This window comes from Serratia sp. BIGb0163, assembly GCF_024809935.1.
Lineage (GTDB): Bacteria > Pseudomonadota > Gammaproteobacteria > Enterobacterales > Enterobacteriaceae > Serratia > Serratia quinivorans.
In genome coordinates, this window is the sequence record NZ_JANUDZ010000001.1 from 502,595 (window position 1) to 526,517 (window position 23,923).

24 protein-coding genes are annotated in these 23,923 nt (G+C 53.4%); 10 read left to right on the forward strand and 14 right to left on the reverse strand.

From position 1 onward, the window contains the following. The first annotated feature begins 5 nt into the window (after positions 1–5). From M2406_RS02320 to rmf, 5 genes are all read left to right on the forward strand, one after another. Positions 6–1,910, forward strand: a complete 1,905-nt coding sequence (locus M2406_RS02320; RefSeq protein ID WP_012006171.1) for an ABC transporter ATP-binding protein — start codon at positions 6–8, stop codon at positions 1,908–1,910. 77 nt (positions 1,911–1,987) lie between these two features. Beyond that, positions 1,988–3,301, forward strand: a complete 1,314-nt coding sequence (gene pqiA / locus M2406_RS02325; protein WP_390901946.1) for a membrane integrity-associated transporter subunit PqiA — start codon at positions 1,988–1,990, stop codon at positions 3,299–3,301. Next, positions 3,288–4,934 (forward strand): intermembrane transport protein PqiB, encoded by a 1,647-nt coding sequence (gene pqiB, locus M2406_RS02330; protein WP_012006173.1) that lies wholly within the window; start codon positions 3,288–3,290, stop codon positions 4,932–4,934. Before pqiA ends, pqiB begins: the two co-directional genes overlap by 14 nt. Beyond that, on the forward strand, positions 4,931–5,488 hold the full coding sequence (gene pqiC, locus M2406_RS02335) for a membrane integrity-associated transporter subunit PqiC (protein ID WP_012006174.1): 558 nt from the start codon (positions 4,931–4,933) through the stop codon (positions 5,486–5,488). Before pqiB ends, pqiC begins: the two co-directional genes overlap by 4 nt. 271 nt (positions 5,489–5,759) lie before the next feature. Continuing rightward, positions 5,760–5,930, forward strand: a complete 171-nt coding sequence (gene rmf, locus M2406_RS02340; protein ID WP_012006175.1) for a ribosome modulation factor — start codon at positions 5,760–5,762, stop codon at positions 5,928–5,930. A 64-nt stretch (positions 5,931–5,994) separates the two neighbouring features. On the opposite strand, the gene fabF is transcribed toward rmf, so the two are convergent. From fabF to M2406_RS02360, 4 genes are all read right to left on the reverse strand, one after another. Beyond that, the gene (gene fabF, locus M2406_RS02345) at positions 5,995–7,269 is read right to left on the reverse strand and encodes a beta-ketoacyl-ACP synthase II (protein WP_012006176.1); all 1,275 of its coding nucleotides are present in this window, start codon (positions 7,267–7,269) and stop codon (positions 5,995–5,997) included. Further along, positions 7,266–7,793, reverse strand: a complete 528-nt coding sequence (locus tag M2406_RS02350) for a helix-turn-helix domain-containing protein (protein ID WP_259188385.1) — start codon at positions 7,791–7,793, stop codon at positions 7,266–7,268. Before M2406_RS02350 ends, fabF begins: the two co-directional genes overlap by 4 nt. 116 nt (positions 7,794–7,909) lie before the next feature. Continuing rightward, positions 7,910–8,428, reverse strand: coding sequence for a bifunctional 3-hydroxydecanoyl-ACP dehydratase/trans-2-decenoyl-ACP isomerase (fabA, locus tag M2406_RS02355; protein ID WP_012006178.1), 519 nt, complete (start codon positions 8,426–8,428; stop codon positions 7,910–7,912). Positions 8,429–8,496: 68 nt separating this feature from the next. Beyond that, positions 8,497–10,248: a Lon protease family protein gene (locus tag M2406_RS02360; RefSeq protein WP_172491118.1), complete on the reverse strand. Its 1,752-nt coding sequence runs from the start codon at positions 10,246–10,248 to the stop codon at positions 8,497–8,499. Positions 10,249–10,457: 209 nt separating this feature from the next. Here M2406_RS02360 and matP point away from each other — a divergent pair, with 209 nt between their 5' ends. Next, a complete protein-coding gene (matP, locus tag M2406_RS02365) occupies positions 10,458–10,916 on the forward strand; it encodes a macrodomain Ter protein MatP (protein WP_012006180.1) in 459 nt (152 codons plus the stop codon). A gap of 112 nt (positions 10,917–11,028) precedes the next feature. On the opposite strand, the gene ompA is transcribed toward matP, so the two are convergent. Both ompA and sulA read right to left on the reverse strand, forming a co-directional pair. Further along, complete coding sequence (ompA, locus tag M2406_RS02370) at positions 11,029–12,105, reverse strand: porin OmpA (protein ID WP_012006181.1); 1,077 nt, start codon at positions 12,103–12,105, stop codon at positions 11,029–11,031. 358 nt (positions 12,106–12,463) lie between these two features. After that, the gene (sulA, locus tag M2406_RS02375; protein WP_017892311.1) at positions 12,464–12,970 is read right to left on the reverse strand and encodes an SOS-induced cell division inhibitor SulA; all 507 of its coding nucleotides are present in this window, start codon (positions 12,968–12,970) and stop codon (positions 12,464–12,466) included. Between the two features lie 232 nt (positions 12,971–13,202). On the opposite strand from sulA, the gene M2406_RS02380 reads away from it, so the two are divergent. Then, positions 13,203–13,862, forward strand: a complete 660-nt coding sequence (locus M2406_RS02380) for a TfoX/Sxy family DNA transformation protein (RefSeq protein ID WP_012006183.1) — start codon at positions 13,203–13,205, stop codon at positions 13,860–13,862. On the opposite strand, the gene yccS is transcribed toward M2406_RS02380, so the two are convergent. After that, positions 13,863–15,998: a YccS family putative transporter gene (gene yccS / locus M2406_RS02385; protein ID WP_259188393.1), complete on the reverse strand. Its 2,136-nt coding sequence runs from the start codon at positions 15,996–15,998 to the stop codon at positions 13,863–13,865. Between the two features lie 26 nt (positions 15,999–16,024). Then, positions 16,025–16,477, reverse strand: coding sequence for a YccF domain-containing protein (locus M2406_RS02390; RefSeq protein ID WP_017892313.1), 453 nt, complete (start codon positions 16,475–16,477; stop codon positions 16,025–16,027). Positions 16,478–16,642: 165 nt separating this feature from the next. Between M2406_RS02390 and helD the strand changes: the two genes are divergently transcribed. Further along, positions 16,643–18,697, forward strand: coding sequence for a DNA helicase IV (helD, locus tag M2406_RS02395; protein ID WP_218216020.1), 2,055 nt, complete (start codon positions 16,643–16,645; stop codon positions 18,695–18,697). Between the two features lie 33 nt (positions 18,698–18,730). Here helD and M2406_RS02400 read toward each other — a convergent pair whose 3' ends face one another. Beyond that, on the reverse strand, positions 18,731–19,189 hold the full coding sequence (locus M2406_RS02400; protein ID WP_012006187.1) for a methylglyoxal synthase: 459 nt from the start codon (positions 19,187–19,189) through the stop codon (positions 18,731–18,733). 125 nt (positions 19,190–19,314) lie between these two features. Next, a complete protein-coding gene (locus M2406_RS02405; protein ID WP_115182812.1) occupies positions 19,315–19,986 on the reverse strand; it encodes a DUF2057 family protein in 672 nt (223 codons plus the stop codon). A 261-nt stretch (positions 19,987–20,247) separates the two neighbouring features. On the opposite strand from M2406_RS02405, the gene M2406_RS02410 reads away from it, so the two are divergent. After that, on the forward strand, positions 20,248–20,661 hold the full coding sequence (locus tag M2406_RS02410; protein WP_115182811.1) for a CoA-binding protein: 414 nt from the start codon (positions 20,248–20,250) through the stop codon (positions 20,659–20,661). A 56-nt stretch (positions 20,662–20,717) separates the two neighbouring features. Here the strand turns inward: M2406_RS02410 and hspQ are convergent, their stop codons facing one another. Both hspQ and rlmI read right to left on the reverse strand, forming a co-directional pair. Next, positions 20,718–21,035, reverse strand: coding sequence for a heat shock protein HspQ (hspQ, locus tag M2406_RS02415; RefSeq protein WP_012006190.1), 318 nt, complete (start codon positions 21,033–21,035; stop codon positions 20,718–20,720). Between the two features lie 61 nt (positions 21,036–21,096). Continuing rightward, the gene (rlmI, locus tag M2406_RS02420) at positions 21,097–22,287 is read right to left on the reverse strand and encodes a 23S rRNA (cytosine(1962)-C(5))-methyltransferase RlmI (RefSeq protein WP_017892317.1); all 1,191 of its coding nucleotides are present in this window, start codon (positions 22,285–22,287) and stop codon (positions 21,097–21,099) included. 92 nt (positions 22,288–22,379) lie between these two features. On the opposite strand from rlmI, the gene yccX reads away from it, so the two are divergent. Continuing rightward, on the forward strand, positions 22,380–22,658 hold the full coding sequence (gene yccX, locus M2406_RS02425) for an acylphosphatase (protein ID WP_012006192.1): 279 nt from the start codon (positions 22,380–22,382) through the stop codon (positions 22,656–22,658). Positions 22,659–22,662: 4 nt separating this feature from the next. Here the strand turns inward: yccX and tusE are convergent, their stop codons facing one another. Continuing rightward, entirely contained in the window at positions 22,663–22,992 is a 330-nt protein-coding gene (gene tusE, locus M2406_RS02430; RefSeq protein WP_012006193.1) for a sulfurtransferase TusE, read from the reverse strand. A 111-nt stretch (positions 22,993–23,103) separates the two neighbouring features. Beyond that, complete coding sequence (gene yccA, locus M2406_RS02435) at positions 23,104–23,763, reverse strand: FtsH protease modulator YccA (protein ID WP_004942825.1); 660 nt, start codon at positions 23,761–23,763, stop codon at positions 23,104–23,106. Between the last annotated feature and the right edge of the window lie 160 nt (positions 23,764–23,923).

A 23,923-nucleotide genomic window follows, 5' to 3' on the forward strand; every position in this document is an offset into this window, starting at 1 on the left:
TTACTATGTCGTTAATTAGCATGTCCGGTGCCTGGCTGTCCTTCAGCGATGCACCACTTTTAGACAACACCGAAATTCATATTGAAGACAACGAACGCGTTTGTCTGGTTGGGCGCAATGGCGCCGGTAAATCCACGCTGTTGAAGATCCTCGGCAAAGAAATTCCATTGGATGATGGCCGGGTGATTTACGAGCAGGATCTGATTGTGGCGCGCCTGCAACAGGATCCCCCGCGCAATATCGGCGGTACGGTGTTTGATTTCGTGGCCGAAGGCGTCGCCGAGCAGGCGGAACACCTGAAAGCCTACCACGCGATTTCGCACCTGGTGGAAACCGACCCAAGCGAAAGAAACCTGACGCGTATGGCGCAGATTATGGAGATCCTCGATCATCAGGGCCTGTGGCAGCTCGATAGCCGCATCAGCGAAGTGCTGCTGCAGTTGGGCCTGAATGGGGATGCGGAACTTTCCTCGCTCTCCGGCGGCTGGCTGCGTAAAGCGGCACTGGGCCGAGCGCTGGTCAGTTCTCCGCGCGTACTGTTGCTCGACGAACCGACCAACCACCTGGATATTTCAACCATCGATTGGCTGGAAGGCTTCCTGAAAGAGTTCCAGGGCAGCATCGTGTTTATTTCCCACGACCGTTCCTTTATCCGCAATATGGCGACGCGCATTGTCGATCTCGATCGCGGCAAGCTGGTGTCCTGGCCGGGCAACTACGATTTATACCTGCTGAGCAAAGAAGAAGCGCTGCGGGTGGAAGAGCTGCAAAACGCCGAATTCGACCGCAAGCTGGCGCAGGAAGAAGTGTGGATCCGTCAGGGCATCAAGGCGCGTCGAACCCGTAACGAAGGCCGCGTTCGTGCGCTGAAGGCGTTGCGTAACGAGCGATCCGAACGCCGTGAAGTGATGGGCACCGCCAAAATGCAGGTGGAAGAAGCGGTACGCTCCGGCAAGATCGTGTTTGAGATGGAAGACGTTAACTATCAGGTTGGCGGCAAAGTGTTGGTACGTAATTTCTCCGCCCAGGTGCAGCGTGGCGACAAAATTGCGTTGGTTGGTCCGAACGGCTGCGGCAAGACTACGCTGCTGAAACTGATGCTCAGCCAGTTGAAAGCCGACAGCGGCCGTGTGCACTGCGGGACCAAGCTGGAAGTGGCCTACTTCGACCAGCACCGTGCGGATCTGGATCCGGAGCGCACGGTCATGGACAACCTGGCGGAAGGTAAGCAGGAAGTATTGGTCAACGGCCGTTCACGCCACGTATTGGGTTATCTGCAGGACTTCCTGTTCCACCCTAAACGCGCGATGACGCCGGTGAAAGCCTTGTCGGGCGGTGAGCGTAACCGTCTGTTGCTGGCCAAACTGTTCCTGAAGCCTAGTAACTTATTGATCCTCGATGAACCTACCAACGACCTGGATGTTGAAACGCTGGAGTTGCTGGAAGAGCTGATCGACGGCTACCAGGGCACCGTGATGTTGGTCAGCCACGATCGTCAGTTCGTTGATAACTCGGTGACCGAATGCTGGATCTTTGAAGGCAACGGTGAGATCAGCACCTTCGTTGGCGGTTATTACGACGCGCATCATCAACGCGCGACGGCTAAACCGATCCGCCAGGTTACGGCTGAACAGAACAAGCCCGTAGCAGAAAAAAAGGCTGAACAGCCAAAGAAAACAGCGGCTAAACTGAGCTATAACCTGCTACGTGAGCTGGAGCAGTTGCCGCAACGCCTGGAACAACTGGAAGCGGAAATTACTGCGCTGCAGGCACAAATGAGCGATGCTGATTTCTTCACGCGTCCTCACAGCGAAACGCAACAGGTGCTGACGGCGCTGGCTACGGCCGAAGGGGCACTGGAAGAAGCCTTCGCCCGTTGGGAAGAGTTGGAAGCGATGAAAAACGGCTAACCGTTGAGAATACCGCCCGCGCGCTGCTGCGGGCGGTATTGCCGTACCGCTGAGCAACGTTGTTAAGGAGGAATATGGTGTGTTCCCACGAGAATCACGAGCAGCACAGCCATGCAACGCACGCGAAGCAGCAACAGGACAATCTGATGCTGTGCCCGCAGTGCGACATGCTGGTGGCATTGCCGCCGCTGGCATATGGTTCAAAAGCGGTATGCCCGCGTTGTAAGACTACCCTCAGTTCCCGCTGGGAGGAACCGCGCAAGCGGCCGATCGGCTACGCCCTCAGCGCCTTGTTTATGCTGGTGCTGGCGAATATTTTCCCGTTTATCAATATGCGCGTTGCCGGCCTTGGTAACGAAATCAAACTGATCCAAATCCCGCAGGTGATGGTGGCAGAAGACTATGCCAGCATGGCCACGCTGTTTATGGTGTTTGTTCAACTGATCCCGGCATTTTGCATGGTGGCGATCATTTTGCTGTGCGCCAAAGTCCCTATCCCCACCGGTTTGAAAGAGTGGATGGCCAAAATGCTGTTCCAGTTTAAAACCTGGTGCATGGTGGAGATTTTCCTGGCCGGGGTGCTGGTCAGCTTCGTTAAGCTGATGGCTTATGGTGATATTGGCGTCGGCAGCAGCTTTGTGCCGTACTGCCTGTTTTGCCTGCTACAGGTGCGCGCTTTCCAGTGTGTCGATCGTCGCTGGCTGTGGAATGACATTAAACCCGCACCGCGCCTTGATCGTCCGATGGAAGTCGGGCGTACCGGGCTGCGTCAGGGGCTGCGTTCCTGCCAGTGTTGCACGGCCATTTTACCGGCGGAACTGACCCAGTGCCCGCGCTGCCATTCCCGTGGCTACGTGCGCCGCCGGCACAGTCTGCAATGGACGATGGCGCTGCTGCTCACCTCTATCCTGCTGTATATTCCGGCAAACCTGATGCCGATTATGGTTACCGAGGCATTGGGCAACAAGCTCACTTCTACTATCATGGCCGGGGTGATCCTGCTGTGGGGAGAAGGATCTTACCCGGTGGCGATGGTGATCTTCATCGCCAGTATTATGGTGCCTTCGCTAAAAATGTTGGCGATCGGCTGGCTGTGTTGGGACGCTAACGGTACCGGCAAGGCACGGGCCGACAGCGAGCGAATGCATCTGATTTATGAAGTGGTTGAATTTGTTGGCCGCTGGTCAATGATTGACGTGTTTGTGATTGCCGTGCTTTCGGCATTGGTACGGATGGGACAATTGATGAGCATTTATCCTGACATTGGCGCACTGCTGTTCGCCATGGTGGTGATCCTCACTATGTTTGCAGCCATGACGTTTGATCCCCGGTTAACCTGGGATCGCGTAAACGAAACAATAAAAAAGGAGCCGCAAGGTGACGGAAAATAATCATAGCGTCGCGGACGTCGAGAAGATCAAGCGCTGGTCACCAGTGTGGATCATCCCGATTGTCACCGCACTGATCGGCGCCTGGATCCTGTTTTACCATTTCAGCCATCAGGGGCCGGTGGTCACTCTGGTTACTACCACCGCAGAAGGGCTGGAGGCGGGTAAAACCAAAATCAAAAGCCGTAGCGTTGACGTCGGGGTCGTGGAAACGGTGACCCTGAGCGAAGACTTGAGCAAGGTGGTGGTCGAGGCGCGCCTTAACACCGGCATGGAGAAGCTGTTGCGTCAGGACTCAGCCTTCTGGGTAGTGAAGCCGCAGATTGGCCGCGGCGGCGTTTCCGGATTGGGGACGCTGCTTTCCGGTGCCTATATCGAACTGCAGCCTGGCAACAAAGGCAAGGCAGGCAAGGGCGACTACCAACTGCTGGATGCACCGCCGTTAGCCTCTCCGGACGCTAAAGGGCTCCGCATTGTGCTGGACAGTGAAAGATCCGGACAGTTAAATGCCGGCGATCCGGTGTTGTTCCGCGGCTATCGCGTTGGCTCGGTGGAGACCAGTTATTTTGATCCCAAGATGCGTGCCATGCGTTACCAATTATTTATCTCCGCACCTTACGATCAGTTGGTGACCAGTAACGTACGTTTCTGGAAAGACAGCGGTGTGGCGTTCGATATGTCGGCGCAGGGGATGAGGGTGGAAATGGGCTCGTTGGCGACCTTGTTCAGCGGCGGCGTCAGCTTCGACGTGCCGGACGGCTGGGATCGCGGTGAACTGGCGCAACCGAAAGCGGAGTACCACCTGTTCGACAACCAGCGCAGCATTCAGGATTCGCTGTATACCGTGCATAAAGACTACCTGCTGTTCTTCGCCGATTCGGTTCGCGGGCTGCAGCCTGGTGCGCCGGTGGAGTTCCGCGGCATTCGTCTGGGTACCGTTGGCCAGGTACCGTTCTACAAAAAAGGCATGATACAGCGTCTGGACAACGACTACCGGATCCCGGTGCTGATCCGCATCGAACCGGATCGCTTCCAGAAACAGTTGGGTGGCAACTTCGACTTTGAGAGCCATTTGAAAGACGCTGAGTCGCGTGGCATGCGTGCCTCTTTGAAATCCGCTAACCTGCTAACGGGTTCGCTGTATATCGATCTGGATTTCTATCCGCAAGAGAAACCTTATAAAGGGCCACGTGAGCTGTTTGGTTACCGACTGATGCCAACCACCAGCGGTGGCCTGGCGCAGATCCAGCAGAAACTGATGCAGACGCTGGATAAAATCAACTCGATGCCGCTGAATCCGATGATCAACGAAGCGACCAAAACGTTGGCTGAAAGTCAGAAAACGATGAAGTCGACACAGCAGACCATGCAATCGTTGAATGACATCATCGCCAGCAAAGAGATGAAGGCGTTGCCGCAGGATATGCAAAAAACCTTGCAGGAACTGAACCGCAGCATGAAAGGGTTCCAGCCTGGTTCTCCGGCCTACAACAAGATGGTCGGCGATATGCAACGTCTTGATCAGGTCTTGCGTGAACTGCAGCCGGTGCTGCGCACCCTGAACGAAAAGAGCAACGCGCTGGTATTTGAAGCCGCGGGCAGTAACGATCCTCAGCCGAAGAAGGCCAATAAATGATGAAATGGATCCCGGTAGCCCTGGCGCTGTTACTCAGCGCCTGTAGCAGTACTCCACAGAAGACCTACTATCAATTGCCGGCATTGGGCTCGCCGGCACAGGTCAGCGGTAGCACGACGTCGCGCCAGCTTTGGCTGGAGCACGTTAGCGTGGCAGATTATCTGGCGCAGAGCGGTGTGGTTTACCAGACCAATGACGTGCAGTATGTGATTGCCCAGAACAACCTGTGGGCCAGCCCGCTGGATCAACAGTTGCAGCAGACGCTGGTCACTAACCTGAGCAGCGCGCTGCCGGGTTGGGTGGTGTCCTCGCAGCCGATGAGCAGCGAACAGGATGTGCTCAACGTCACCATCAGTGGTTTCCACGGCCGCTTTGACGGCAAGGCGATCATTCGCGGCGAGTGGGTGCTGAACCATCAGGGCAATCTGACCAAACGTCCATTCAGCCTGGAGCTTAAACAGGGTGAAGACGGCTACGATGCCTTGGTGCGGACGTTGGCTCAGGGCTGGCAACAAGAAGCCCAGGATATTGCTGCGCAAGCCGGTCGTTTTTAGAAATAATTTGTATTAAATCGGTCTAACCCCTTGCGGCGAGAAATATTGGGATTTCTCGTCGCAAGGGGTTTTTATTTTATTTCAATAAGTTAGCTTCTTTCCTATCTATCAGCCACTTAGCAAATTCTGCGTGCGTAGCTCACAAATATGACATTGGCGTGAATTTTGCGCATTGATCTTCGCTCCATTTAGCGCTATTGCTTAAACGTGGCTGCACAAAAAGCAGCCATTGTTTTCTTTCCAACTGACCAAAAAGTGAGGGAAACGAGGCATGAAGAGACAGAAACGCGATCGTCTGGAAAGGGCGCATTCGAAAGGTTATCAGGCAGGTATTTTAGGACATCCGAAGGATTATTGTCCCTATAAAACGACTGTGGAAAGCCGGTCTCAATGGCTGGGAGGTTGGCGAGAAGCCATGGAAGACAGGGCTGTGACCGCTTAAGCGGCTCCCTGTCAAATAAAAGGAACAACCTCCGCCCAGCGCGGAGGTTTGTGTTTAATGGGGATTACCCCTGCCAGCGTTTCAACAAGATACTCGCATTCACACCACCAAAACCAAAGCCGTTCGACAGTGCGTAGCTTATGGCCATGGGTTCCGCTTTATTCGCAACCAGGTGCAGCCCCTCTGCAGCCGGATCCGGACTTTCCAAATTCAGCGTGGCGGGCGCAATCTGGTCACGCAGCGCCAGTGCGGTAAAGATGGTTTCCAGTCCGCCGGCGGCACCGAGCAGATGACCGGTTGCTGATTTGGTTGAGGTAACCGCTACGCTGCCATTCGTGCCGAACAGATGCTTAATGGCGTTAATTTCGCCCAAATCCCCTACCGGTGTGGATGTCGCATGCGCGTTCAGGTGTTGAACCTGCTCCGGTGCTACGCCAGCCTGTTTGAGGGCAATTTTCATGGCACGGTAGGCACCGTCACCATCCTCGGCCCCCGAAGTCATGTGGTAGGCATCTGCGCTGGTGCCATAACCGACAATTTCAGCCAGCGGTGTTGCCCCACGGGCCAGCGCATGCTCCAGTGTCTCAATCACCAGCATGCCGGCACCTTCACCCATAACAAACCCGTTGCGTGCACTGTCAAAAGGCCGTGAGGCTGTTGCGGCGGCGTCTGCAGGCGTTGTGGACATGGCACGCGCCGCTGCAAAACCCCCAAGGCTGACGGTGTCGATAGCCGCTTCCGTACCGCCACACAGCGCGATATCCGCTTCATCGTTACGAATCATACGTACGGCATCGCCAATGGCCTGTACGCCTGCGGCACAGGCCGTCACGGGGGCGCCAATAGGGCCCTTGAACTGATGTTTAATCGATACGTGACCGGCGGCCAGATTAACCAGGAACGAAGGGATAGTGAAAGGTGACAGGCGTTTGGCACCACGGCTGTCGGTGGTGCGTACCGCATGGGCGATAGCCGGGAAGCCGCCAATGCCGGAAGCGATCACGGTTGCGGTGCGTTCCTGCTTGTCTTCAGTGTCTGCTACCCAACCTGCCTGACGGATAGCCTCATCGGCCGCTGCCATGGCGAGCAGGATAAAGCGGTCCATTTTCTTCTGGTCTTTTGGTGCCACCGAAAGGTCGGGGTCGAAGCCCGCCTCGGGATCCTGTTCCAAAGTGGGCACCTGACCACCGATTTTCACCTGCAGGTCTGCGACGATCTCTTCTGGCAGCGGACGAATGCCGGACTGGCCGTTCAACAGACGCTGCCAGATAGCCTCTACGCCGCATCCCAGTGGCGAAACGGCGCCCATGCCGGTAATGACTATACGACGAGTGTTCATAGTGACTCCTTGGATGATTCAGGGGGAAATTCAGAAAGGTTCTGCAGCATCAGGGCCGCGCGCTGGCGCATGCCGTCGGTCGCTGCCGGCCCTGGGGCTAAAGTAATATTATGCAGCGCAATGGGCTGCTGGGTAATGCTGTCGATCAGTTGCACGCGTATGGGTTGCCCGGTACGACGATCGACCAGTTCGGCACTGATGCCGTCTTCGGCCAGGTGGGTATTCCCCCAGTGAAACAGGGCTGCAAGCACCGGGAAAAAATCTTTGCCGCGTTCAGTGAGCAAGTACTGGTAGCGTACCGGTCGTGTTTGATAGCGTTGTTTATGCAGTATGCCGCTTTCTACCAGATACTTCAGGCGACGGGTCAATATGGTGGGCGAAAGTCCAAGGCTCTGCTGGAACTCATCAAACCGGGACAAACCATGAAACGCATCGCGAAGTATCAGGATGCTCCACCATTCCCCGACGCGGTCCAGTGAGCGAGCTACCGGGCATGGCATGTTATCAAAACGAGTTTTTTGCATGGCATACCTCCTGGTTACTACAATTATTGTAGTTACTGTTTAGCCGCTATGGACGCAACGATTAAAAGATAACTAAGGGAAATAAACGGCGACCCGGAAGGCCGCCGTGATTGCGGTTAGAACGCCGCAGTGTCCTTGAACAGGCCCACTTTCAGATCGCTGGCGGTGTAAATGACCTGACCATCGACCAGGACTTCACCATCAGCCACACCCATAATCAGTTTACGGATGATCACACGCTTGAAGTTAATGCGGTAGGTGACTTTTTTCGCGGTAGGTAGAACCTGGCCGGTGAATTTAACTTCACCCACGCCCAGCGCACGACCTTTACCTTCGCCGCCCAGCCAGCCGAGGTAGAAACCTACCAACTGCCACATGGCATCCAGACCCAGGCAGCCTGGCATCACCGGATCGCCGATAAAGTGGCAACCAAAGAACCATAGGTCTGGATTAATATCCAGTTCCGCTTCCACATAACCCTTGTTGTGGGTACCACCGTCTTCGGTCATTTTGACCACGCGGTCCATCATCAACATGTTACCTGCCGGCAACGGCGGGCCACCAGCGCCAAACAGTTCGCCACGGCCGGATGCTTCGAGGTCTTCTTTCGTATAGGAGTCGCGTTTTTCTACCATGTTCTCAGTAAACCTTATTTTATTGAAGGGCGCAGATTAGCTTACACGTGTACGCTGAACAAGTCCGATCAGCCGTGGTTGAACCAGTTGAGCCAACGAAGCGGCCATGGCCAACGCCGGCGTTCCTGCGGATTCACCTGTGCTATCCGTTCCTGAATGGCAGCTAACAGGTTCGGTTGCTGTTCATCAGAGTAGGGGTAACCGGTGAGTAATGGCAAGGCTTCCGCAGCGCTATTGACGGCCCACAGATGGAACTGTCCCTCGCGCACCGCATCGACCACGTCCTGATGCAGACACAGATGGCGCACATTGGTGGCGGGCAGAATAATGCCCTGTTTGCCGGTCAAACCCCGACGTTGGCAAACTTCAAAAAAGCCTTCGATTTTTTCGTTAACGCCGCCAATCGGCTGCACATTACCGAATTGGTCGACAGAACCGGTTACTGCAATCTGCTGGGTAATTGGCTGTAGCGACAGTGCGCTGATGAGCGCGCACAGCTCAGCCAATGAGGCGCTGTCACCGTCCACTTCGCCATAAGATTGTTCAAACACGATCGAAGCAGAGAAGGGCAGCGGTTGGTCCAGTTCCAGTTCGGAAATCAGGAACGCCTGCATAATCATCATGCCCTTGGCATGCAGATTGCCGCCAAGCTCGGCCTTGCGCTCAACGTCGGTGAATTCACCATCGCCAAGATGTACGACACAGCTGATACGGGAGGGTTCACCGAAACTGCGCGGATGGCCAGGGTATTCCAGCACCGACAGGCCATTGATCTGACCGACGACTTCGCCTTCGGTTTCAATCAGGATTTGGCCCAGCTCAATTTCATCCTGCATCCGTTCGGCAAGATAGCTTTCACGCCACTCGCGCGCATTCAGCGCGGCTTCAAATGCTTTGGCAGTGATGCTTTCTTCTTCGACGTACAGTGCGGCTTCGGAAAGTTGTTGGCCGAGCCACAGTGGGGACAGCGGCAGGTTGCCCTGATCGCCGCTGTGACGTACTGCCTGTATCATCAGCGGGTACCAGGCATCGGCTGCCAGCGGCGGCAGTTGTTGCTCTTCGATAAGGCTATTGACGTAGCCACACCATTGCACCATGTCATCGATTTCGGTGAGTTGCAGATCTTCCTCGTATTCACCGTAGACTGACTGCTCACTCAGCTCCGGTTCAATATCATGGAAATCTGCAAGGCCGTGACGGTCGCCTACCACAATTAACCGCAATTCCAGCGGCATGGCTGGAATGGTAATTGGCAATGGGCGTGTCTCATCCGGGGAAACCCAGTGGAACTGACGTTGGGTGATCATCTGCTTCAAACGCAGCCACAGCAGCGGCTGAGCCAGCAGAGAACGCGCAGACAGGATCAGTACACCACCGTTGGCCTGATGCACCAGGCCGGGCTGCAGGTTGATTTCACCATTGTGGATCCGGACGCAGCCAAACAGCTGTTCAGGTTCAACCCACTCTTGATACACGCAGGCACCACCGGCGGCAAAGGGTTCATCACCCTGGCTGGCGGGTTCTACGCTGACCTTGCTGCCCTGGATCACATAGTGACTGCCCTTGAACGCGGTGTTCTGCGGCTGCAGTTGTTCAACTGCCTGGGCGATCAGCGCCAGATACTCACGCGTTTCTTGCGCTTTCAACAACATGAAACGCGGTGGTGACTGTGGATGGCAAAACAGCGTCAGTGCGTTTTCCAGCCGAGGCTGAATAGAGGCAAAGGACACGGGGGCCAACTGCGCGGCGGTATCAAATATCGCTTGATAAGGCGTAACGTCCGGCAACAGTGATTGCCATTCAAGTCGGTTATTGGTCAAAGTGTTAGATGCAATCGTCAAAAAGGGAAAGGGCGATTATACAAGAATAACGGCAGCTTGATAGATGCAGAGTTACAGTTGATGTCAGGGAGTTTGACATCGAGCGATGACTGTGCAAAAAACAGTCTAAAACGGGGTGTAATTGCCGGGGAAATTCGGCGTAAAGCTGTTATGCTTAATAAAGTTACGCGGTCACTGAAGAGCTCACGATGAAATATCAGCAACTGGAAAATCTGGAGAGCGGTTGGAAATGGAAGTACCTGGTGAAAAAGCACCGGGAAGGGGAAGCTATTACCCGCCACATTGAAAACAGCGTTGCTCAGGAAGCCATTGACGAGCTGCTGAAGCTGGAAAATGAGCCGGTAAAAGTGCTGACGTGGATTAGCCACCATATGAATCCGGAACTGGATAACCGGATGAAGCAAACTATCCGCGCACGACGTAAACGTCATTTTAACGCAGAACACCAACATACGCGTAAAAAATCTATCGATCTGGAGTTTCTGGTTTGGCAGCGTTTGGCCGCGCTGGCCCGTCGCCGTGGGGTGACTCTATCAGAAACAGTGGTGCAGTTGATCGAAGATGCGGAACGTAAAGAGAAGTATGCCAGCCAGATGTCATCATTGAAGCAAGATTTAAAAGCTATTCTCGGTAAAGACAAAGAATAAACCCGCTAGCCAGCCAGTTACCTGTAAGGGAAGTGGCTCTTTGTTGCTTACACCACTTGATTTAGTCGAAAAAAAACCCCGCATTGCGGGGTTTTTTACTAAGAGTGGTAGCTTAGCCTTGTGGCTGAGTTACAACGTCTTTGATACCTTTAACTTCGATCTCTACGCGACGATCTGGTGCCAGGCAAGCGATCTGTGCTTTGGTAGCACGACCAGCTTTGTAGCCACAGGTGTTGCCAGTGACGGAATCAGCTTCGCCCATACCACGTGCAGAGATTTTTTCTGAAGGGATACCTTTAGATACCAGGTAATCAACAACGCTTTGTGCGCGTTTTTCAGACAGTTTCTGGTTGTACTGGTCAGAACCAACGGCGTCGGTGTAACCCAGAACTACAGCAGAACCATCTTTAGGATCCATTGCGCTCAGCTGAGTGTACAGCTGGTCAAGAGCCTGTTGGCCTTCTGCTTTCAGGGTAGATTTGTTGAAGTTGAACAGCACGTCAGACTTCAGAGTGAAACGCTTGGTTTCAACAACTGGAGCCGGAGCTGGAGCTGGTGCTGGAGCAACAACATCATCCTGACCGAAACGGTAAGAAACACCCAGGCTCAGCATGGTGTTGTCTGGACGTGCGCCGACAGTACCTGCATCACCGATGTTGCTAACGAATTGGTAGTCCAGGCGGGTAGCCCAGTTTTTGGTCAGTGCGTATTCAACACCAACTGCTGCCAACGGAGAAACGCCAGTGTCGTGATCGCTCAGACGAGTGCCGTTACCGTAGTTAGCTTTGGAATCTGCACGCCATACCATGCCGCCCAGACGAGTGTAGATGTCCAGATCGTCCATGATTGGGTAGCTCAGTTTAGCGGCCAGTTGAACGCCCTGCGCTTTGAAAGCACCGTTGTTCACGCTGCCTTTGTAAGGCATACGGCCAAGCCAGTCATAGCCCAGCTCGAAGCCCAGGTATTGGTTCGCCTGGTAACCCAGGAACGCGCCAGCACCCAGTTGATCTTTATGGGTCGGACCATTGCCGATACCATTCTGGTAACCGTTGCCGTAGAAACCAGTGTCATGGTACTGGGACCAGCCCAGTTTAGCACCAGTGTACCAGGTATTATCTTTTGGGGCGGCTTGCGCTACGGTAGCGAAACCAGCCAGTGCCACTGCTAATGCGATAGCTGTCTTTTTCATTTTGCGCCTCGTTATCATCCAAATAGGCAATGAGCTTTAAAGCTGTTTTAAGCCCTTGGTTAAATTCCTTCGCCAAGGTTTGAGCCCTCGTTTGTTACTCTGCCAGTTTATCTGGCGTTATAGAGCAACCTTGGCGATGTAAAGTCTACAACGTGGCGCGAAAGTTACAAGTGTGATGTGATAAAGCTCTAAAAAAAAACGCAGAAATATACATATTTACTAACATTAACCGGGAAAAAAACGAACATTTTAACCCTGGTTTTGGGCCGCGGAACCGCAGCCACACTCGCTTTGTCCCTGATCCCATAAAGGTTCCCTTGCAGGGAGATGAAAATGATGGGAAAAATCCTAAATTTACTTAATGATACAAAGAAGAGTGAATTTTTAGGGTGGAACAGTGTCCGTGAACCGGGTTTATGTCACGTTGAGGACGCATAATGAACCCATAAGCGTTACCTAATTCTGCCGCACGCCTTAATTTTAGACGATCTTCTTCTGTAAGATCGGGCAGCCATCCAAGTACTACACTGTAGTTACCCGTCAGCAGCGCTTTTTCCATCGCTTCAACCGTGTCCAGCGAGTTAATTTGGCTCAGCTGCACCACTTTTCCAACCGGCAAGCCGGATTGTTGTAGCCATAACTTACTTAGTTTTTGCTGAGGCGTCAGCCATAACAACCAGCGTGACTGCATACCCAACTGCTGCAGCAGAGGCAACAATAATTGTACCACTGCGGGCTGATGCTCGTTGTAAACAAGTTCACTGATAAGGCCATTCTCTTTGCCGGCATTCGTGCTCTCTGCAGCATTACTCACCGCAAAAGAGGTGTGGCTGAAATGGGTATTGTAGAGTGATTGAGTACGCATAAAGTATCCCGCCCGTAGTGTCACTGTATGTTTATACAGTACATCCGGTTGTGATTAAGATCAACTCAAATCTTCGTAGTACCTCGCATAATTGCGATCATTTTTCATACACCGGACGTTTGTGATTGGCATGACTGCAGATAGTGCGTATTTTTCTAATTACTTGTTCACGTTACTTTTATTTCATTGATGTGGGGAATGATAGAACACTAATCTACACAAGGAGAACGCTATGAAAGGGACATCAAGTGGAAGGATCGTGCAGGCCAAAGCGTATTTTTACGCATTAGGCGGCATTACTACACGCTCGCAATTTGGCGGTTATGGGCTGCTGGCCGATGGCGTCATGTTCGCTGTGATTGCAGAAGGGGAGCTGTATCTTCGTGCGACGGATAGCCTGGAGCCTACTTTTCGGTCTCGCGGAATGGTTAATATGGTGTACTCCAAACGAGGGGTACCTATTACCATGCGTTATTACTGGGTTGATGAAACGCTGTGGCGCGACAGGAGGGAACTTGTGGGGTTAGCCTGGCAGGCTATTCGGGAAGCGCGCCGGGAACTCAAGGTTAAAACGGATAACCAGGGACGGCTGAAAACCTTGCCGAACATCGACATCAATATGGAACGGTTACTTTGGCGGGCGGGCATTCATAATGTTTATGATTTGCGCCTGAACGGTGCCAAACGCAGTTATCTTCGAATGTTGCAACAGCAACGCAATTTAGGATTGCGGGTACTGCTTTCTCTGGGAGGGGCTATCGCCGGCTATCATCATGCCGCTTTACCCTCGGAAATGCGCAGTGAGCTGACGAATTGGTTTGAACGTACCATGTCGTTACTTAGTCACGGACATAATCCGGGAGTCCGGGGCCTGATAAAAGGCCCCGGGTGATCAAGCCGATTTGCCGATTTGCGCATTCAGCATAGTAAGCTCCGGCAGCAACTCGATGACCAGCCCAATTTGCTGCAACACCAATTGATCTTTGCTTTCCGGCTCCGGCGCAGCGTGCACAATTCGTTCAGCCAGGCTTTCCAACGCCTGAGTGATGCGCCGGTCGTCGAGTTCTTCCTGGTGCAGGGCACCATCGACATAACAAACTGCATCATTTAACAGGTCCAGCGTAGCGGGGTTATTCAGACGCTCACGATGTGCACCCAACGCAGAGATATAACTCAACAAGGTGTGGTTTAAACACAACAGGCGGAAGGCGGCTTCCTGAACTTCTTTATTTGCTTTTGGATCGGCAGACATATTTGATATCACCGAAGCCAGCTCCGCATCACTGTTGTGTGCATCCCGGCGAGCGATACGATAAGGAAGGCCGTTGTCTTTACCCTGATGATATTGCACCAAAATGGCATCCAGATAACGGCAGTTGGCATTCAGCGTTTTACTGACAACTGCCGGTAATTGGCGGAATTTCCAGTCTGGCCAGATAAAACTGACTGCCGCCCAGGCGATGGCACATCCCAGAATCGTGTCATAAACCCTAGGCGCGGCCACTTCAAAACCCTCACCCAGCAAGTTAAAGCACAGCAATACCAGCAGGGTGATAAACATGGTGGCATGTGCGTATTGCACGGTTCGAAAGGCGAAGAACAGAACGCCGCTGATGACGATCAGCACCATCTGGCCTTCCAGCGAGGGCACAAAATAGAGGATCGGTAGGCCAACAAGAATGCCGGCCAGCGTGCCGATGATTCGAAGCGCCAGCCTGCGACGCGTGGCATTATAATTGGGTTGGCAGACAAACAGGCTGGTTAACAGGATCCAATAACCGTGCTGCATGCCGGTAAACTGAATAAAGGCGTAGCCCACGCACAGTACCACTGACATACGGATGGCATGACGGAACAAGGCAGACTGAGGTGTCAGATGGCGGCTGATACGCAGGCGGATATCGCTCCAGCCGGTGAGCCGGTCATCCGACAGACTATTCTCTTCCGCCAGGCCACTGGCCAGTGCCTGCTCGGACTCAATATTTGCCAGTTGGGCGTCAATCGCGCGCAAATTTTTCAACAGGTGCGATAGTGCTTTGGTCAGCTCACGGTTTTCCGGGGTGATGGCAATGCGAGTCAATGCTTCTTCAATACGGCCAAAGACCGGTTCGAAACGAAGATTGTGCTGATACTTTTGCCGCAGCAAAATCGACTGCGCCAACTGCTGACAGGCGCGAGCCTGCATGCTGAGTAAGCGCTGGAAACGAAACAGAATATCACTGTGACGAAACTGTCGACTCAGTGCCTGATATTGCACGTGGGAGGAACTGGCGCGCTCATGGATATCCTGGGCGACGAAATAATAATGCAGCGTGCGGCGGGTACCGCGTTGCCCCCGATCGCCTTTTAGCCGCGTCAGCAATGAAACTTTGGTCTGGTTAAGAATGGTCACCAAAGCGCTGTTGGCCATGGCAACGTCCATCCACGGCAGGTCTGCATCATGCTCGACGTCGGGGTCAAACAGGTTGGCTTTGGCATCCAGATAACTTGCCAATTGATTGTAACAACGCGCCAGATTTTCCTGCAGAGGTCGGATAGGAAAGATCAGGTGGCCAATCAGCGTCAGCAGGTTGTACCACAGGGCACCAAGGATCAGCAGCGTCGGCTGTTGATACCAGGCGTCATACATTGTGGTGCCGAGCATGGTATAGACCGCGATCAGCAAGGCACCAAATGCAATGGTGGCGTAACGTTGCCCCAGGGCACCCAGCAAAATAAAACCGCAGGTGGAGGCGGTGAGGCCAAGAGCGAACAGCCACGGATAAGGAAACAGCAGCTCAATGGAGGCGGAAGCAACAAAAAAACACACCAGTGTGATCAACAGATTGCGTAGCCTGCCAGCCAGGCGATCATCCAGATCGGTCAACGCCGCTGCCACCACCCCCAGAGTCAGGGGAATGGTGAGCTTGGGAATGGCTAACCACCAGGGTACGGCGGCCGCACCAGCCAGTGCAATGAAGATGCGCAGATCATAAAGCAGATTGCTGTTGTAGGCATAACGGCGTATTGCTGGTGCAAAAGAGAGCACGAAAAACTCCTCAGGCGGAGAAAAAATTAACGCTGCTGATACTGACGTCGGGCATTTTCAGTTCTGGCCTGTTGCGCCATTTCAACGGATACCACTCGTCGCCCGACCGGCCACAGGGCAATGGCGGCGATTTTGAAATTGGCTATACCCACCGGGATGCCAATAATCGTTACACACTGCACAATCCCGGCGGCAATATGCGACAGGCACAGCCACCAGCCGAACAGGATCAGCCAGATAATGTTCAGCAGTGAACCACTGGCGGAAAGCAGTGCATTGCTTTTTTCCGGGTACAATTCATTAACGTGAATGGCTTCGTTACCGAATGGCAGTAACGACAGCTTGGTGATTTCCCAGCAGGAGCGGGTTAGCGGCAAGGTGATGATCAGCACCACGCTAAACACCGTTGCGACCAGCCAGCCAAGGGTGGTGAAAAAACCGCCTAACACAAAATTAAGAATATTCAGTACAGTACGCATAGTCGTCATTCTGCTCTAATGATGGCCAAACCGCGATGCGGTGCGTTTGCTATCAAAACGCAAAATCTATTCTACCCTTTTTTTAGCGCTAGAGTGCCACTGCTTATCGCAGGTAAACTGGCAGATATCCGTTATTTAATCTCAACATAGTCATGGCGCGACGATATGGAACTTAAAGCGACATCGCTGGGGAAACACCTGGCTCAGCATCCTTACAACCGTGTGCGGTTGCTGCACGCCGGTGTCGAGGTGAGCGGTGAGAAGCATGAATATCTTATTCCTTTCAATCAGTTGATTCATGTCCGGTGTAAGCGGGGCATTGTCTGGGGCGAGCTGGAGTTTGAGCTGCCGGAGGAGAAAGTGGTGCGCCTGCATGGTACCGAATGGCAGGAAACCCAGCGCTTCTATCACTATCTCCAGCAGGCCTGGCAACAGTGGAGCGCCGAAATGAGCGAAGTTAGCGCCGGTGTGTTGCAGCAACAGGTTGAACATATCCAGCGTATTGAACAGCAGGATAAGTGGTTTAAAAAATCCGAACTGGGCAAGCTGCAGCAACAAATTCGCGAGTCTTTCGGTGCCTTACCTATGCCGGTGGCGCGACTGGAGCAATTTGACAATTGTCGGGATGATTATCTCCTTTGTCAGCAATGGCTGCAGCATGGGTTGCAAAGTGTCGGGCAGCGTAATCAGCAGTGGACCGAACGTATGCTGGAGAGCTACCACGACTTCTTCCAGAACATCGAAACTTCCCCCCTGAACGACTCACAAAGCCGCGCAGTAGTTAATGGCGAAGATTCAGTGTTGGTGCTGGCCGGGGCCGGCAGTGGGAAAACCTCGGTGTTGGTGGCGCGAGCCGGTTGGCTGCTGCGTCGCCAGGAGGCTGAACCGGGGCAAATACTGTTGTTGGCGTTTGGCCGTCAGGCGGCGGAAGAGATGAACGAGCGCATTCAGGAGCGCCTGGGCAGCGTGGCGATCCAGGCCAAAACCTTCCACGCATTGGCACTGCAGATTATTCAGCAGGGCAACCGCAAGGTACCGGCGATCAGTAAGCTGGAAACCGACAGTAAGGCTCGAAGAGCTTTGTTGATAACCCATTGGCAGCAGCAATGTGCAGAAAAAAAAGCACAGGCTAAAGGTTGGCGCCAGTGGTTGCTCGAAGAACTGGAATGGGAAGTGCCGGAAGGTGATTTTTGGCAGGATAAACGCCTGGCAGAACGGCTGGCTGGCCGACTGGAACGTTGGCTGGGGTTGATGCGGATGCACGGCGGTAGCCAGGCGGAAATGATCGAACAGGCAGATGAAGAGGTCCGTGACCTGTTTTCAAAACGTATCCGGCTGATGGCACCGTTGCTCAAGGCATGGAAAGGTGCGCTGAAAGATGAGGGGGCAGTAGACTTCTCTGGCCTGATCCATCAGGCGGTCAATATTCTGGAGAAAGGGCGTTTTGTCAGCCCGTGGAAACATATTCTGGTTGATGAATTTCAGGATATCTCACCGCAACGAGCGCAACTGCTGGCGGCGCTACGTAAACAAAACAAACAGACTTGCCTGTTTGCCGTGGGTGATGACTGGCAGGCCATATACCGTTTCAGCGGGGCCGAACTGACGCTGACCACAGCATTTGCCGAGAACTTTGGCGAAGGGGCACAATGTGCGCTCGACACCACTTACCGTTTCAATGAACGCATTGGTGAGGTGGCAAACCGCTTTGTACAGCAGAACCCGCACCAGTTGAAGAAACCGCTGAACAGCCTGAGCAAAGGCAACAAGAAATCGGTGGTTCTGTTGCCGCATGAACAACTCGAAAATTTGTTGGATAAGCTCAGTGGCTATGCCAAGCCCGAAGAGCGGATTCTGGTGTTGGCACGTTACCATCATCTGAAGCCGCAGGCGTTGTCAAAAGCGTCAACCCGCTGGCCTAAACTGACCATCGAGTTTATGACAATCCACGCCAGCAAAGGGCAGCAGGCCGAGTACGTGATTATCGCCGGTTTGCACCAGGGAAACGACGGTTTTCCTGCGGTCGCGCGTGAGTCGATATTAGAAGACGTTCTGTTGCCGCAACCGGAAGACTTCCCGGATGCCGAGGAGCGGCGACTGCTGTATGTGGCGTTAACTCGCGCCAAGCATCAGGTGTGGTTATTGCAGGATCGCGAGCGCCCGTCGGTGTTCGTTGAACAACTGCAGGATCTCGGCGTACCCTCGCAGAAGAAACCCTAAACCCAATGCCTGGCGGAAACCAGGCCGTGATGGTTACTTCAGACGGTCCTGCAAGTAGCGTTGGTAGTCAGGGATGGCGATTTCTACTTCGCTTTTGAACAGCGAAGAGTCAATCAGGAAGTCTGCGGTGGAACGGTTGGTGGCGACGGGAATATTCCATACCGTCGCCAGGCGCAGCAGGGCTTTCACATCAGGATCGTGGGGCACCGCGTTCAATGGATCCCAGAAGAAGATCAACATATCGATTTTGCCCTCGGCGATCAGCGCCCCCACCTGTTGGTCGCCCCCCATAGGTCCGCTCAGCATGCTGTTTACCGGAATACCGCTGGCTTGCTGGATCAGGTTGCCGGTGGTTCCGGTGGCATAAAGTTGGTGTTGTTCCAGCACTGACTTATTGTCTTCAACCCATGCCAGCAGGGCTTGTTTACGGTGATCGTGCGCCACCAGCGCAATGTGTTTGCGCGCGGCGATAGTGCGGGTAGTAAATTCCATCTGGAGTTCCTTCGCTAATCGGGTGATGTGCGACAGATTACTGAAACTGTTTTTCACTGCCTAGCGTTTACACCTGAAAATGCGAAGAAAACGCGCCTTTAAATAAAAGGCGTCATCATTCTTGCTTAACGCACTGCCTGTTTATTTGCCCAATGAAGAAAACGCTTCTGCGTTTCTTTGTCTGCCTGCTGGAACCAGTATTGCAGCATTTGCTCGGAAACGTTTTCACCTTTCAGTGTCACTGTGGGGGAGTTTAACGCGGCATTCGCCAGCGGTGAGCCGGGTGTGGTGGTGCGAACATGGGTGAACGCCGGAACGGAAGCCGGGTGTTTCTGACTGTTGTAATCCGCCATCAGCTTTTCCAGATCGATGTTAAGCGTGATGTCGTCGGGGCGTAATACATCGTGTTTCATGGCCAACGCATTGCCGTTCTTATCAATCACCTGATAATTGAAAGTCTTATCAAATCGCTGACCATCCCGGACATTTTCAATACGCGGCAGCTCAATGGCTACGGAACTGACATTTTGCGTATTGAAGGTGGCGATCAGCGGAGGTGAAGTATAGACAGTTTGTTCGTTTTGCCCTGAGCGTACAGACTTGGCCACTTTAAATAGTAATTGATGTTGTCCGCCATCCAGTTCCAGGCTGTCAGCGCCTTTTAACAACGAACCTGTCATTTTCTTGCCGTCGACCACCAACAGGTCGATGTCAGGAGAGAGTTTCAGGGTCGTAGCCACGGCAGGCATGCTGATACCGATGCTGAGCAGCGCCGTAACCATCAGACCAAATTTCATTGTTATCTCCTTATAAGCGCATCGCTATTAGTGTTGAATACGCCATAGATTGTGTCAAAGTTTTTCAGCATTACGTTTTTTGGTTACAAATATACACATTTATATTTATTTTGACACTATTTAACCCGGCAGAGGCTGGCAGTGACAGCATCAGACCGCAAAAGTCGCCGGGAGTTTCCGTGACTCTGGGTTTAGCCGATTTAAGGTCCGTGGGTTACACTCGAAACAGGGAAATCCCCCGTCGATAATTGGGAGCGGAAAATGCAAGACATCGATATTGCCGGCCTGCTGCAGCAGGTGAAAACCATTGCGCTGGTGGGCGCCAGTGATAATCCGGCGCGGCCGAGTTTTGGCGTGATGGCCTATCTGCTTGCTCAGGGATATCAGGTTACGCCGGTCAGCCCAAAACTGGCGGGGCAAACCTTGCTGGGCCAGCAGGCCTATGCCACGTTGAAGGATATCCCGCACCCGGTGGACATGGTTGACGTGTTCCGTAATTCAGAAGCGGCATATGCGGTAGCGCAAGAGGCCATTGCGATTGGTGCCAAAGTATTGTGGCTGCAAATCGGCGTCATTAATGAGCAGGCCGCGGCATTGGCAAACGAGGCGGGGCTGAAGGTAGTGATGGATCGCTGCCCTAAAATCGAAATTCCGCGTTTGGGGCTGGAGCGCTGAGTAAAAAGCCTGGCATGGTGCCAGGCTTTTATCCGTTGTTTCTCAGGCCTGGCGCATCAGTTGCGCAGGCGTGGAGCTTGTAGCTGGTGGCGAATAGACTCCGCCAACTCGTCCAGCGAAGGTTGTTCAGGATGAGCTTCCTGGGCTTCCCCATCTAACTGCGCTTCTGCAAGATAGGTATGCACCGGCTGGCCCTCTTCGTCTTCCATCACCACGTGGTACCAAGGGGCGAAACGTAAATCGGTATTCGCCGCTATTTCATCAGCCTTAGGTTGTTCCATAGAGTATTCAGGGTCGATATCAATCACCACCCCCAAGTACCCCAGCAGCTTATGCCGAACCTGTTGTCCGATACCGAATTTGCTGGCAATCATGATGACCTCCTGAGAAACAATGCCTTGCTCTCTATATGAGGGCAAAACAGCGTATTTCAAGTTACATCACCCGACACGCAAACCCTTTCAAATACAGCCCTTCAGGATAAGTCGCGATAACCGGGTGATCGGCAGCCTGACGATACTGCTCTATAAATTGTACATCACGCCCGGCATCTACAGCGGCATCGGCCAAAATTTTCTGGAATAAATCGGTTGGCATCAAACCGGAACAGGAGAAACTGAGCAAAATGCCGCCTGGGTTCAGCAGCTGCAGCGCCAACATATTGATATCTTTGTAACCGCGGCAAGCACCGGCCAGTTGGTTCTTGTTTTCGACGAACTTCGGCGGATCCATAATGATCAGGTCGAATTTTTCACCCTGAGTGCGGTAAGCGCGCAGCAGTTGGAACACGTCGTCACGGACAAATTCTGCTTTGCTCAGGTCTAACTGGTTTAGCTCGACGTTCTGTTTGGCGATATCCAATGCGGCTTGCGACGTATCAACGCTGATCACCTGAGTACAACCGCCCATCAGGGCTGATACGGCGAAGGCACCGGTATAGGAGAAGCAGTTAAGCACGCGGCGGCCGGCGGAATAGTTACGTGCGGCCAGACGGCTGTCGCGCTGGTCGAGGTAAAAACCGGTCTTATGGCCTTGCTGAATATCCACCAGCAGCTTCATGCCATGTTCGGTGATAGGCAGCAGAGCAGGGGGCAGATCGCCCACGACCTGACCCTGAGCCAAGGGTAAACCTTCTTTTTTACGTACCGCGACGTCTGAACGATCGTAGATGGCACATTCCGGGTAACAATGCTGCAAAGCGGTAATCAACGCGGCACGCTGATATTCAGCGCCGGCGGACAGCAACTGCAACACCAGGAAGTTCTGGAAGCGATCGATAGTAATGCCCGGCATACCGTCGGATTCGCCGGCGATCAGACGGTAACCGTCCAGCCCATCACGTTTGGCAACCCAATCACGCCAGCTTTGCGCCTGTTGTAAACGGCGGATGAAGAATTCGATGTTAATCTCTTCGTCCGGCAAAAAGGTCCAGACGCGGGCGCGGATTTGCGACTCTGGTGAGTAGGCTCCGCGCGCCAGCCATTTACCCTGGGCGTCGTGAATATCGATGGTTTCGCCAGAAAGGGCTTTACCTTCAACACGTTGAACAGCGCCGGAAAACACCCATGGGTGGCGACGGAGTAAGGACTTTTCACGTCCTTTGGCGAGAAACAGGCGTACGGTCATAATTAAGAATGCTGCCAGCTAGATAAAATGAGTGGCGTCGCCGTGCAGATGCACAGGCAATACCATATACGAAAGTCGATAAGGGGCCGATTATGACACAAGTTTGCATTGCTGCGTATGTCTATGGCGTGGTGCAAGGGGTGGGGTTTCGTTACAACACTCAGCATCAGGCGACGGCGTTGGGGTTAAGCGGCTACGCGCGTAATCTTGATGACGGTAGCGTTGAAGTACTGGCCTGCGGCGAACAACCGCAGGTGGACAAGCTGGTGGAATGGCTGAAAAATGGCGGCCCGCGCAGTGCACGGGTCGATCGCGTGCTGGTGGAGCCGCGAGGCGCGGCCGATTTTCAAGGCTTCAGCATTCGCTATTAGCGTTTCAGATACATTTTACCGGTTTCGGCAGCCCGGCTATCTTGGTTGCCTGTTTGGCCGGGCCTTTGGGGAATAAACGGTAGAGATAGCGGCTGTTGCCTTTCTCTTCGCCGTACTTCTGTGCCATGGCCTTGACCAGCATGCGGATCGCCGGTGAAGTATTAAATTCCAGGTAAAAGCCGCGTACGAAACGCACCACTTCCCAATGTGCTTCGGTCAGCGTTATCTCTTCCTGTGCGGCTAGCAGTGGTGCCAGGGCTTCATGCCAATCGGCGCTGTTTTTCAGGTAACCTTGTGCGTCAGTTTCAATAACCTGACCTTGATACTCCAACATACTGCCTCGGTAATGGATAATTCAGAACGGCCGTCAGTTTAGCAAACTTTTGTCGCTGCAAAAAATAAAGCCCCGCCGGAGCGGGGCCTTGGGTCTTTCTCAGGCGTTAAATCAGTTGCTGCGCGCGAAGCCCAGAATGCTCAACAGGCTGATGAACATGTTGTACAGCGATACATACAGGCTAACGGTAGCGCGGATGTAGTTGGTTTCGCCGCCGTGGATAATATTGCTGGTTTCCCACAGGATGGCACCGGCGGAGAACAGGATAAACAGCGCGCTAATGGCCAGATGCAGGGCAGGGATCTGCAGGAACAGGTTGGCGATGACCGCAACCAGCAGCACCACAAAACCGGCCATCATCATTCCGGACAGGAACGACATATCCTTGCGGGTAGTCAGCACGTAGGCTGAACAGCAGAAGAACACCACCGCGGTGCCACCCAGCGCCAGCATGATCAAGTCACCGGCCCCGGTATTAATGAACGAACTGAGGATTGGCCCCAGGGCATAGCCCATAAAACCGGTCAGTGCGAAGGCCGCCAGAATACCGGCCGGACTGTTTGCCAGCTTATGGGTCAGGAACATCAGCCCATAGAAACCGACCAACATCAGCAACAGGCCCGGTGCCGGCAGCCCCAGCATGGTGCTGGCGGTAGCGGTCAGTGCCGAGAATGCCAGCGTCAGCGAAAGCAGAAAGTAGGTGTTACGCAGAACCTTATGCGTGCTCAGTAACGAGTCGCGTGAGGAGGATGAGACGACAATGCGGTCCATAATGATCTCTCTTATCAGGTCATCACAAAATTAGTGACGATGATAGGCAGCGCAAGCGTTTGATTAAAGTTTGTTTACCAATCTTTACCCTTAGTTATCATTGTTGCAACCTTGAGCCGGAGTTGGCGCTTTATTCAACGCTTACTCGCCAAATGCTGTT